This window comes from Hyphomicrobium sp. (assembly GCF_019744875.1).
GTDB lineage: Bacteria > Pseudomonadota > Alphaproteobacteria > Rhizobiales > Hyphomicrobiaceae > Hyphomicrobium_C.
The window spans coordinates 65559-77677 of record NZ_JAIETU010000017.1 but is presented as its reverse complement, the minus strand read 5'-3'; the positions used below and the strand labels follow the sequence as shown (position 1 = coordinate 77677).

The 12119-nt window shown below is 63.3% G+C and carries 12 protein-coding genes; 6 read left to right on the top strand and 6 right to left on the bottom strand.

What is annotated here, in order from left to right; translation table 11 throughout:
- Positions 1-100: 100 nt before the first annotated feature.
- Positions 101-925 carry a tellurite resistance TerB family protein gene (locus K2Y42_RS20030; RefSeq protein WP_291156181.1) on the top strand — a complete coding sequence of 275 codons (825 nt, stop codon included), beginning with the start codon at positions 101-103 and terminating at the stop codon, positions 923-925.
- A 34-nt stretch (positions 926-959) separates the two neighbouring features.
- On the opposite strand, the gene K2Y42_RS20025 is transcribed toward K2Y42_RS20030, so the two are convergent.
- The 3 genes from K2Y42_RS20025 to K2Y42_RS20015 form a co-directional block, all read right to left on the bottom strand.
- Positions 960-1904, bottom strand: coding sequence for a hypothetical protein (locus K2Y42_RS20025; protein ID WP_291156178.1), 945 nt, complete (start codon positions 1902-1904; stop codon positions 960-962).
- Between the two features lie 142 nt (positions 1905-2046).
- On the bottom strand, positions 2047-2196 hold the full coding sequence (locus K2Y42_RS20020; RefSeq protein ID WP_291156176.1) for a hypothetical protein: 150 nt from the start codon (positions 2194-2196) through the stop codon (positions 2047-2049).
- Positions 2197-2283: 87 nt separating this feature from the next.
- A complete protein-coding gene (locus K2Y42_RS20015; RefSeq protein WP_291156173.1) occupies positions 2284-3933 on the bottom strand; it encodes an L-lactate permease in 1650 nt (549 codons plus the stop codon).
- Between the two features lie 231 nt (positions 3934-4164).
- Between K2Y42_RS20015 and K2Y42_RS20010 the strand changes: the two genes are divergently transcribed.
- The 5 genes from K2Y42_RS20010 to K2Y42_RS19990 all read left to right on the top strand — a co-directional run bounded on the left by K2Y42_RS20010 (position 4165) and on the right by K2Y42_RS19990 (position 8076).
- A complete protein-coding gene (locus K2Y42_RS20010; RefSeq protein WP_291156170.1) occupies positions 4165-4539 on the top strand; it encodes a YbaN family protein in 375 nt (124 codons plus the stop codon).
- Positions 4540-4708: 169 nt separating this feature from the next.
- Entirely contained in the window at positions 4709-5722 is a 1014-nt protein-coding gene (locus K2Y42_RS20005) for a L,D-transpeptidase (protein WP_291156168.1), read from the top strand.
- Positions 5723-5909: 187 nt separating this feature from the next.
- Positions 5910-6245, top strand: coding sequence for a hypothetical protein (locus K2Y42_RS20000; protein WP_291156165.1), 336 nt, complete (start codon positions 5910-5912; stop codon positions 6243-6245).
- Positions 6246-6257: 12 nt separating this feature from the next.
- Entirely contained in the window at positions 6258-6692 is a 435-nt protein-coding gene (locus tag K2Y42_RS19995; protein WP_291156162.1) for a hypothetical protein, read from the top strand.
- A gap of 349 nt (positions 6693-7041) precedes the next feature.
- The gene (locus K2Y42_RS19990; RefSeq protein WP_291156159.1) at positions 7042-8076 is read left to right on the top strand and encodes a S41 family peptidase; all 1035 of its coding nucleotides are present in this window, start codon (positions 7042-7044) and stop codon (positions 8074-8076) included.
- Positions 8077-8126: 50 nt separating this feature from the next.
- Here the strand turns inward: K2Y42_RS19990 and K2Y42_RS19985 are convergent, their stop codons facing one another.
- From K2Y42_RS19985 to K2Y42_RS19975, 3 genes are all read right to left on the bottom strand, one after another.
- The gene (locus K2Y42_RS19985) at positions 8127-10400 is read right to left on the bottom strand and encodes a TonB-dependent receptor (RefSeq protein ID WP_291156156.1); all 2274 of its coding nucleotides are present in this window, start codon (positions 10398-10400) and stop codon (positions 8127-8129) included.
- A gap of 91 nt (positions 10401-10491) precedes the next feature.
- Complete coding sequence (locus K2Y42_RS19980; protein WP_291156153.1) at positions 10492-10878, bottom strand: DUF2946 family protein; 387 nt, start codon at positions 10876-10878, stop codon at positions 10492-10494.
- Between the two features lie 327 nt (positions 10879-11205).
- Positions 11206-11688, bottom strand: a complete 483-nt coding sequence (locus K2Y42_RS19975; RefSeq protein WP_291156151.1) for a DUF2321 domain-containing protein — start codon at positions 11686-11688, stop codon at positions 11206-11208.
- Positions 11689-12119 lie beyond the last annotated feature (431 nt).

The following is a 12119-nucleotide window of genomic DNA, read 5'->3' as shown; positions in this document are numbered from 1 at the left end:
CGCGAGCGCCGCGCGCGCCTGCAATTTTTGCAGCGCACCTTGAGGTTTCCGGCACCCTCCCCCATCTGCACCCGCACAGACAAACGATCCGGAGAGGACCATGATCGACACCGCGAAGCTGCTTGATTTGGTGATGGGCGGGCTTGGAGGAGCGGCCCAGGACCAAGCGGGATCCGGCTCGGTGCCGGCGACGCGGAGCGGGCCGGGAGCCGGGATGGCAGCGGGGCTCGGCGCGGGCGCGCAACCCGGCGCGCCTGGAGACCTTATCGAACAGGCGAAGGGCATGCTGCGCGGCCAGGGCGGCGGCATTCTCGGCGGCGCGGTTGCGGGCGCGTTGGCCACGATGGTGCTCGGCAGCAAGGACGGCCGCGAGATTGCGGGAGACGTGCTCAAGCTCGGCGCGACCGCCGCGCTCGGCGGGTTGGCCTACAAGGCCTATACGAACTATCGCGACGGCAAGCCGCTGATCGGCACGCGCGCCGCGGAGTTTCTTGCCGCGGCCCAGAGCGGCGCTTCGCTTCCGGGCGCACCGCCCCAGGATGAACATGCGCTGCTGCTGTTGCGCGCCATGATCGCGGCCGCGCTCTCGGATGGACTGATCGACGAGACCGAGCGCCAGCGCATCGTGGGGCGGCTCGGGGCGGCCGGCATCAACGCCGAAGAGAGCCAGTTCCTCGATCGCGAGATCGCAACTCCATGGTCGCCGCAGCAGTTCGCCTCGCTTGCGCGGACGCCGGAGGTGCGCAGCGAAGTCTATCTCGCGTCCGCCATTGCCATCGAAGCCGACACGCCGGCGGAGCAGGCCTATCTGCGCTATCTGGCGGCGACGCTCGGGCTCGAGGACGGCCTCGTTGCTCATCTCGAAGCGGCGGTGAAATCGGCCAAGGGCGACGCGACGATCGCGCCGCAGGCACAGTCCGCCTGAGCTTAGTGCGCTTGACCTCAGCATGACCTGCGGCTCACGCCGTAGCGGCACCGGCGGACGGGGGCAGCTCCTCGTCCGCCTTAACCTCCACGACGCCCACGTGAGGATCCATCACATAGATCACGCGGTCGGGCCGTTCGCGCGCGAGGCGGATCGCAAGCGGGCGCGCCATCGCCTCGTGGGCTGAGCGCTCATCGTCCGTCCATCGGCTTTCGGACGGATCGTCGAGATCGAGCGACGCCGAAAACGCGTCCGCCCAGGCAATCAGATCGCGTGTGAGCTCGGGTGAGAGATCGAGGACATTCGGATCGATGTCGCCGTAGACGTCCTCATCGAGCGCCCACAGGGCGTGGGTGCCATAGTCCGCCATGACCTTGATCCTGTGGGAGCCGGATGGATCAGCGCCTGGCGAAGACTCCCAGTCGGTCTCGTCATCCGGCGGGAGCATGCTGCTTGCTGATTGCGGCGACGACCCGAAGCCGCTGAGCGACCGGGCGACATATCCGACGTAGAACACGAGCACGGCTGCGGCCGCGATCAGCACCGCGGGATGCGCGCTCGACAGGCTTTGAAGCTTGCCGGCAGACAGCGCCCATATGACGACTGCGGTCGCCCCAAGATAGATGATGAAGGCGTTGGTCGTCTGCCGCCGCCCGGTTTCGTCAGGCGGATCCTCTGCATCGAGATAACGGGGCGCGAGGACGTAAAGATAGGCCGCTTGCCCGACGGCTGACGCAACAAACAGCCAGGCTGCGATGTCGAGCAACGCCATGAGCGCAACCCCGCCGACAAGTACGATCGCGGACGCGCTGAGCATCCAATAATTTCGCACCGTCTCCGCACGCTTGGGCTTGGTCGATCCGATGGCCGCGATGGCGCGATCGACGAACACCGACATCAGCATGGCACGCGTCGCGACGTAGCCTGCGAAAACGTAGAACGCTCCCACCACGCGCAATGCAATTTCAGGTCCGCTCACGCACCGTCACTCCCGACTGTTCGAGACGTGACTTAATCATGCAGTTTTCAGAGGTGTCGACTGAAATTTCCGCCTACGCACCGATGGCGCATCCGCTTTTCCAGCCACTTTTCCAGCGCCACTCACGGCATGCCCGCGCGGCTCAAGTCGGAGATTGCATATAGAAGTACGCGTAGACGACCACAGCGGCGACGACCGCGATCAAAAGAGACCGGGTGAGGACGCGATAGTTCGCCTTCTGCGGGGTCGCTTGACGCGCCTCCGTGGGGCTCACGATTTTGCGGTCGGCCATTGAATTCCTCCGTTTCTCGGACGGTCATTCGTCGATCGGAAGAAAAACGCCTCCGATCCACGAAATGTTCCGCCCGAAGGCCCGGAGCTAGGGCGCGAGCAGCGTCAGCGGCCACACGTAGGCTTGTCCCATCACCAGCATGCCGACCATTACGGCGAGCGCCACGGAGTGGAAAAAGACGAAGCGCAGGATCGAGCCTTCGTGCCCGTACCACCGCGTGGCGGTGGAAGCGACAACGATCGATTGCGCATCGATCATCTTGCCCATGACGCCGCCGGAGCTGTTGGCGGCCGCCATCAGAACGGGATGAACGCCGACCTGCTCGGCCGTGACGCGCTGCAAGCCACCGAACAGCACGTTTGAAGCCGTATCCGATCCCGTGAGCGCGACGCCGAGCCAGCCGATCAACGTGCCGAAGAACGGATACATCCAGCCGGTGTTCGCGAGCGCCAGGCCGAGCGTGGCATCGGTGCCCGAGTAGCGCGTGACGAAGCCGATGGCGAGCATGCAGGCGATGGTGACGAGCGAGTAGCGCACCAGCCAGAGCGTGCGCGCATACTGGCGCAGCAGCTCGACGGGGCGGTAGCCGAGAAAGAAGCCGGCGAGAATGGCGGCGAGCAGGATGCCGGTGCCGGTCGCGGAGAGAAGGTTGAGCGAGTAGACGGCCTGCTCGACATGCGGCGCGGCGACGACGGGCGGCATCTTCTGCACCTGTCCGTCCAATCCAACGACCGGGATCTTGGCCGTCCAGATTGCATCGAGCGCGCTGCGCACCTGCGGCGTTCCCCACAGGAACACGAAAACCGAGAGCATGACCCACGGCGTCCAGGCGCGCCGCACAGCCGCCGGAGGAAGCGCGGCCAGGACGGGCTTTGCGGCGGAGGATGGCGTGGCCGCGGGCTGATCCGCCACCACCGTCATTGGGTTCGCCGGCTGCCAGATGCGCAGGAACGCGGCGAGCGAGGCCATCGACACGAGCGCGGCCACGATGTCCACGAGCCAGGGGCCGTGAAAGTTCGATACGAGGTACTGCGGAATGGCGAACGAGGCGCCGGCGACGAGGATCGGCGGCCAGACCTCGATCATCTTCCGGAATCCGACAAAGGCCCAGACGAGCCAGAACGGCACGATGATGGAAAAGAACGGCAACTGGCGGCCTATCATGCCGCTGAGATCGAGCAGATCCAGACCGGTGACGGCGGCGAGCGCGATGACGGGCGTGCCGAGCGCGCCGAATGCGACCGGCGCGGTGTTGGCGATCAGCGACAGGCCGGACGCGGCCAGCGGCGTGAAGCCGAGACCGATCAGCATGGCGGCCGTGACCGCAACGGGCGTGCCGAAGCCGGCCGCGCCTTCAAAAAACGCCCCCAGGCAGAAGGCGATGAACAGAAGCTGGAGGCGGCGGTCGTCGCTGATGGCGCTGATGGAGCGCTGCAGGATGGCGAACTCGCCCTTCTCGCTCGTAAGCTGATACAGAAAAATGACGTTGAGGATGATCCAGCCGATCGGCAAGAGGCCGAACGCGGCGCCGTATGCAGCGGCGAGGCCCGCCATCTGCGGGGGCATTCCATAAGCGACAATCGCAACCAGCAGCGCCGCCACGAGCCCCAAAGCCGCCGCGATATGGGCGCGCAGCTCAAGGATCGCGATGCCGCCGAGCAGCACGACGACCGGTATCGCGGCGACGGCGGTCGAGGCCAGCATGTTGCCGAACGGGTCATAACTCTGCGGCCACATGCAATCCCCCCTGAGCGTCCCGTTCCCTGGCGCCAGCTTATCATCCCCGCGGCTGGCGGAAATGCCTTCGTGCCGCTTTACGCCTCCCTCTCTCGACACCTCTGTGTCTGGCCGCCGCCGCCGGATGACACTTGTTTTGGCTCACTGAGTTCTGGCTTGCTGATTTTTAGTTTCCACTTTCCGGCCCGCCGCACTAGCGTGCTCGCGGATCGAAACCCTGCTGGACCGCGCGTGCTCAGACTCGGCTATCTCGTCATCGGATGCGTCGCGACGGTGCTGGCCATCGCGGGCGCCATGCTGCCCGGCTTGCCGGCAACGCCGTTTCTGCTCGTGGCACTCTGGGCATTCGCGCGCTCGAGCCCGCGCCTGATGCACGGCCTGTCGCGCATTCCCGTGCTCCGCCAGGCTCTGGCCGAAGCCCATCGCTTCGAGGAGCGGCGCACCATTCGGTTCGAGGTCAAGCTGTTCGCTCTCGCGATGGCGTGGGGCTCGGTGCTGTTCACGGCCATCGCCACCGGACTTTCGAGCCCGGTGCTGCTCGGGCTCGTAATTGCGGCGGCGCTCGGCGGCTCGTTCGCGATGTGGTGGTTCCCGACCGAGAGCTGACCCGCCGGAGTTGCGCTTGGTCTGCCAGCGGATCATGGCGCGATGCGCGCGACGCCCTCGCCGTCCACCGGTCCGCGACGGACGTTGACATGTCAATTCTCGTCGATGTTGAATCCGGCGCGCAGGGGCCGCCCGGCTCCGAATACCAAGCCTACGATGGGGCAATGCCGTGACTGACCTGACGCGTCGCGCCGTGATCGAGCGCATCGTGGCTGCTTCTTCAGCGTGGCTCGCGGCCGGTTTGTCGCTGCGGATTGCCCACGCGCAGACGGCCGAAGAGATCCACCAACTGAAGCCCGGCCAATTCGTCTGGCATCCGGAGCGGGAGCCCGAGGGGCCGGTCTCCATCATCGTCTCGATCCCAGATCAGCTCGTGCACGTCTATCGCAACGGCGTGCGGATCGGCGTCTCGACATGCTCGACAGGCAAACCAGGGCACACCACGCCTACGGGCGTGTTCACGATCCTGCAGAAAGACAAGGATCACCATTCCTCGACCTATGACGATGCGCCGATGCCGAACATGAATCGCATCACGTGGTCGGGCGTGGCACTTCATGCCGGCAACCTGCCGGGCTATCCGGCGTCGCATGGCTGCATCCGCCTTCCGATGAAGTTCTCGGAGGTCCTGTTCGGCGTGACGCATGTCGGGACGCCCGTCATCGTGGCGGGCGCCGCATCCACGCCGTTCGACATCACGCATCCGGGGCTCGCGCTTTCGGGCGATGCGGTGCAGGAGCTCGACGCTGTCCAGGTCGCCGCCGTGCAAGCGAAGAAAAACCCGTGGCAGGCCGACGTCGACGACTTTTCAAAACCCGTATCGGTCGTGGTCAGCAGAGCCGACCTGTCGGTCATCGTCTTCCAGGGCGGCGACATCGTCGCTCAGGACAAGATCGCGTTGCGCAATCCCGAACAGCCTCTCGGATCGAATGTTTTCGTGCTGACTGGGGCGAGCGGCGCGGGCATGACATGGAAAGGCATCTCTCATCAGGCGGAGGCGGCTGGAGCCGTCGCGCAGACCGACGCGAGCGTCATTCAAAGGATCACGATTGGGAAGTCGGCCCTCGACGCGCTGCAGGAGAGGTGGCATCCAGGCCTCGTTCTCGTGACAACGGATTTCCCCGCCCATGCGGACACGCGCACGGGGAAAGATTTCGTCATCATGTCCCAGCTCGTGAGCTGATCGTGTCGCCGGCCTCGCCTAGGACAGCAATCCCTGTTGAGCTGGATCAATGTTGACGCTTCAATGGATGGCTCACTGTTTCGCGCCATTTCATGCCTTTCACCACCATCGGACTCAGGCTGGCGAATGCCTGCTGCGGGACCGGCTCATACTTTGAATTCGTTGCGTCTGAACAAGGAGACACCTAATGAGTAGGCTATTGGCCAGGACAGCATCGTTGCTCTCGCTGGCAGGCATTGTCGCCGCCACCGTGGTGGCCACGCCGGCATCAGCACGCGATCACGGCAGGGTAGGCGCTGCCATCGGCGGTGCTCTCATCGGCGGCGCGATCGTCTCGGCGCTCTCGCCGCGGAAAGTCATTGTCGACAGAAACGTCTACGTACCGGTCGCTCCCGCGCCGCCCCCTCCCACGGACAGCTTTACTCCGAGCGCAGGCGTCATCTGCTACACGAGCCAGCGCGCCTGTTACACCATGGGCGGAGGGTACAATCCGCAGTGGACCTGGTCCGTATTCGCGCGTTGAGGAGCAAGAACCATGATCAAGTCTCTCACTATTGCCTCTCTCGCGCTCGCGGTGACCCTCTCGACGGTCTCAGTCTCCTCGGCAGATGAAAAGTCCCATCGCCTCGACGACGCCTGGACGAGTGCGCTTCTCGGCCAGGAGCCCGTTCTCTCGCCGCAGCAGTTCGCCAAGCTGAACAACCTCGCCTTCCAGGCGGCAGCTGTGCGCGTCTGCGAAGGCTTTGAGCTGGACCAGAACAAGTTCACCGCGGCCTTGGACGAAGCGACGACCCCCGCCAAGGAGGACCTCGCGCCAGAGACCCTCGACGCGCGGCAAGCCTTCATCCTGATCGAGTTCGGCACGCGGTACGGCCTGTTCCTCGCTGAGGGCGAGGCCAAGGACGAGTCCTTCTGCAAGAACGCGAAGGAGCTGAAGGGCAAGACGGACATCCCCAACGTCTGGGAATGATACGGCGCGCGTAGCGCCTTGTTCGTGATGCGCCGGACGCATCGGAGCGCAGCAGCGTTCCGATGCGTCCGGCAAATTTCTGTCGGTAGGCTTCACCCATCAGAGCGCGCAAGGAGGAAGCCGAACGCTAGTTCGAGGTCAGTGCGAACCTCGCGTTCTCCCCCCTCTACGTAGGCGCATTGATACCGTCCCGTTATCGACTTCGGGCAAGGGCGCGCACGTTGTTTCGTCGCAGGGCGACGTGTCTAGTCCTTGCGCGGCGCGCATTTGCGTCGCGGTGATTTCGAGAACGTTTGCGACGTGTGGGCGGGGAGGCGTTCGGCCTTTGTCGCGCCTAGAAATCATCGCATTGGGCTTCGATCCGCGCCAAAGGGAGTTGCATGTGTCCTATCGAAAAGTCTTGCTCCAGCTCGCCTGCGTTGCTGCGGCCGCAACCATCGTCGCGGCGCAATCACCAGCGCGCTCCGGCACGCCCCCAAGCGCCGAGCAAACCGGGCCGCTGACGCAAGACGTCATTGGCAAAACGATCGGCGCGGTCGCCGTCGAGTTGCGCGAGGGATATGTATTCCCTGAAAAAGGATCTGCGGCTGCGGACGCGCTTGAGAGAGCGTTGGCGGAGGGTGCCTACGCGAAGGTGACCGATCCGGCACAATTCGCGCAGCTCGTGACGACCCAACTGCGGGCCATTACAGAAGATAGCCATATGCGTTTGATCTTCGGCTCACCCTTTGCCAACCAGCCAGAACCGGCGGTACCGCACGAGGCGGGCTTCGAAGTGAAGCTGCTCGATGGAAACATCGGCTATCTCCGCCTCGCGAGGTTCGTGCCTCCGGACGTTTTCAATCCGGCGGCCGACAAAGCGATGCGGAGCCTTGCCGACACAAAGGCGATGATTGTCGACATGCGCGGAAACGGCGGCGGGCATCCCGCATCGGTGGCCTATCTCGCCAGCTTCTTTTTCGATCCGCAACGCCCCGTCGAGATGAGCAGTCTGATCTGGCGAAACCGCGGAACGACGACATTCCGGACCGAGGCATTTCAGACATCGCCCACCCCGGTTCAGTACGTCGACAAATCCGTCTACGTCCTCGTCGACTCTCAAACCTACTCAGCCGCCGAAGCCTTCGCTTACGACCTGCAAGCGCTGAAGCGTGCGACCATTGTCGGCACGACGACACGTGGTGGCGCCAATGCGGGCGGGCTGGCGGAGCTTGGCTCCAATCTGTTTGTCGTCGTCCCTGTCGGCAGAGCCGAGAACCCGATCACCCACGGCAATTGGGGCGGTGTGGGCGTGCGTCCGGACGTCCAGGCCGCCTCAGAAGCCGCCGAGACCACGGCCGTGGCGCTGGCCGCTGGCGGATCAGAGCGTTCGCTACAGCAGTAGAGGGCTCATCGGGACCAGCCGGCATTCACGGGCTGGCCCCGACTATCGCATCAGAACTTCACTGTGAGGCCTGCGTTGAAGGAGCGGCCTTCGCCCGGCACATTGTCGCGAGGCGACGCGAAGTAATAGTGCCCCGCGAGCGGATCTTCGAAGTACGTATCCAGCACATTCTTGATGCCGAGGTCGATCCGTGCGTTCGCCCACTCGTAGCTGGTCGCAAGATTGAGCAGAGCGTAGCCGCCGGTCTCCATTTCGTTGCGGACGGTGTCGACGTTGTGCTTGCCGGCAACTGCATAGACCTCGATGGAATTCGTCCATCCGCCGAGCGTGTGCGTCAGCGCCAGCCTGCCGTTCCACGGCATCATGTGATAGAGGCTGACCCCCGTGTCGGCGTTCTCGCCATGCACGTAACTGGCGACGCCGGTCAGCGCGAAGCGACCGAACTGGCTCGACTCGGCGAGCAACAGACTGCCGGACAAGTTGAGGCCATATAGCTCGGCGTCGTGATTTGCGAACTGCAGAAAGACGACGTCGGGCATCATCATGCTGTCGCCGATTTTGCGAACGCCAATGTAGTCCTCGACGTAGGTGTAGTACGGGGTGGCTTTGAACTCCCAGCCCTTGCGCGCGCCGCTCCAACCCGCAGTGAAGCTTGCGGTGTGGGCGACCTCGGGATCGAGGTCAGGATCGCCGACGTATCCGTTGAGATCGCCGAACCAGCCGGTCATGGTCATGGCCATTTCACCACGGCCCCACGTGTAGCGCTCATAGAGGTTCGGGGACCGTGTCTTGCGCGCGTAGCCGAACTCGTAGTTTTCGGTCGCTGACGGGGTGTAACGCGCAAGCGCGGTGACGTCGAAGTTGGCGTCGGTCCGCGAGCGGTCGAGCGCATTGAATGCGGCGGCCGCAGACGCATCCGGCTCGCACATCATGCCCATCGCGCAATAGGCCTGGACATCACCCGTATCCATCCAGACCATATCATTGCGCACGCCGAGGAGCGTCGACCAGGCAGGTGCCCATTGCCGCTCCCACTCGACGAACGTGCCCAGCCGCTGGCGCGTGCCGCCGTTGATGTTCCAATAGGTATCCGGCTCCATCATCATGGAGCCCGGCACGGGCGGCCAGCGGTCGTCGAGACCTTGATGATGGAACTCGTTTCCAACGCGCAGCAGGTCGCGCTCGGACAGCGGGATTTCAGCTTTGACGACGTACCCCACGTCCTGGCCTTCCGTGAGCATCGGCATCGTGCCCGGCTGCTTGTCTTCAAGGAAGTCCATCGCGTGCCTGGTGTTCTGGTAAAACACCCGCGCATCGAGCTTGCCCCAATCCAAGCTCGTCACATAACGCGCATTCAGGAACCAGGCCTTGTTCTCGACCATGTCCATGTATTGGTTCACGTAGGCCTGATACGGAATGTTCTGGAAGCCACCCTGCAGGGTGAACAGATCTCCGCCGTTGCGCACGGCGAGCTGCACCGAGTGGTTCTGCGCCTCGAATTCGGACGACAAGACTTCGTTGCCGCGTCCGTCCTCATAGTTGCCGGATCGCGTCCAGGCGCCGGCATAGTTCACGCTGACGGTGTTGTTTGCCGCGTGCGCCGTCACGGCCGTGCCGACGCCATCGCCATTGCTGCGATAGAACGCAGAGACGCTGCCCGCCGTGTGCACACCTTCGCCGGCACCGGTGAAATGGGGCGGCAACGTTTCCACGATGACCGTGCCGCCCAGGCTGTCGCCTCCCTTCGAGACAGGCGTCACGCCCGTGACAACCTCGACGTACGCGATCTGCGAGGGATCCGCATAAGAGAGCGGCGGGTTCATGTGATTTGCGCAGGCCGACGACACGACCATGCCGTTGAGCAGCACTTTGACGCGATCGTCGTTGAGGCCGTTGATGACGGGAAGCCCCGACACGCCGCCAGCCTTGAAGATGCTGACGCCCGGCGCGTCGCGCAGCAGCTCGGCCGTGTCGCTGGTCTGCGGAACCTTCGATTGGATCTCCTGCCGATTGATCTGCGTCGTAGTGAGCGGCACGGAGATCCCAGTCGATGCGCTGTCGTCGTTGGACTGAGAATTGTCACTCACGTCCGCAGCGTTGGGTTCGGCGCTCACAGGGTTTGCCTGCTTGGACTTTGGCGTGACCTTGGACTTTGCCTTCGTCGTCGTGACGGTCAGCGCCGGCAGCTCAGTGGTCGTCTGCTGGGCGTTCGATGCCGAGGCCGTAGCAAACAACGCCAGCGTCGAGACGGCGACGAACGTTGCAGGGCGAATAGAGACAGGGATTGGCCGGGCGAACACCTGCGGCCGCTTGGAAGCGCACATTTTTGAGATTCCACATTGTATCTGACGCGAATGACAGGCGCGCGCTTCCACTCGGGACCGCGACGCAGGTGTCACTGATGGACGGAGTAAATCAGATCAATGCGGAGGACGGCGGTCCGCGCGCGGATGTGGCTCCGGGCTTCGGGGTCTCGGCGAACAAGGCCACCGCCAGAGCGTAGGTTACGGAGGCATACTCCGCCTCGCCGACGAGGGGCGTGGGCTCTGCGGACGCGAGGGCTGCCGCACCGGACGCAGCGAACGGGCAAAGCCCATTGTCGACGTGCTGCGGCTTGGACGGAACGGGCTTGCCGTCGGCATCGACTTTGAGAAGCTGCGTCCCGGAGCCCGTGCAGATCACGATCTCGAACGGCGACCCATTCGAGGCATCCGCTGCCTGCACCATATAGCCGGCCGGCAGCAGGCTGCGCAGAGCCAGCACGGCAAGCAACACCAAGGTCGTGGCAGCGCGCAGGTGCAAGAATTTGTCTCCCCCACCTTATAGCTAACAGGGGTGCGTAGGTTGGCAACATGAGATTGCGCGCAATGGGAGTGACGTGACGGTGCTGCAACACCCGCGCGTGTCGCGCCTGTGGGGCATGGCGGAGATCGGCGGCTTACCCGACTGGGTTTGGCTGCACCCGCGCGGATTAAGTGCATGCCTCCGGCATGACCGCGCGGGCCGGGCTGTCGCGCTCCGAGCCGCTGACCCCGCCCTCGCTCACTTTGTGCTTGCCTCCGGCAAGACGCTCGGCAGCGTTTCGGCCCTTCGGCTTCCATCCCTTGCAGGAGTACCAATCGGGCTACTTCATAGCTCCATTTGCTTTTTGGCTGCCTCCGTCGCGATGGAAAGAATGATCTGCTTTAGGCCATCGCCGATGACGGGACCGGCCTTTGCCAACAACTTCTTGATCCGTACGATTGCCACTTCAGTTTGAGCTGTATCCTTGGTGATCTCGACAAGGCTTTCTCCTGCCTTGATGCGCTCCGTTTCATTCAAACCCTCAATCTCGTCCGTCAACTCCTTCGCGGCTTGAATAGCCCTTGATATCCAAGGAAAGGGTTCTCCACATTTGTAGCAGTAAGCTGGGACATCAAATGTCGGGATAGCGATGACGCCGCCTTCGTAGTCAAAGTACCCCTTGATCGACGTCTGGCACTTTGGACACTGCGTTATCGTCTTCGCGCCGCAGCGAGAGCAATAGTCCTCGGCGAATTCTGAGCCGGGCTTGTAGTTGCCTGTAATTTCGTGACCGTTGAGGCAAACTTGACCAATATCGAAGTGTCCCATGTTTGCCCCCAAGCCTGCACAGACGGATCCTTGGCACCCCTTGTTCGGCAATGCTGCCGCAAGCACCTTCAGCGATACTCATCTACCGACGTTCGCAGGCAGATCGATTCCGACCCACAGTTTCCCTCAACTTTTTTCGGGAGCCTGCAAGATTGTGGTAGCTAGGTGGTGGCTAGAGGATTTTTGGGGGATGGCGGACTAAGGTAAGGCTCAGCCCGTGAAAAGATTTGGTCGGAGCGAGAGGATTTGAACCTCCGACCCCCAGTCCCCCAGATTTGTTACCAACCTAACATACGCACACATCCAACTGACAACCCACCACTGGTAACAACCTGAAAGACCAGGGGAAACGTCGATTTCATTCTCATACGGCCACATAAGCCACCAAGAGAGCACCTCGCACGAACCGTCCTAGTTGCCGTCCTAGATTT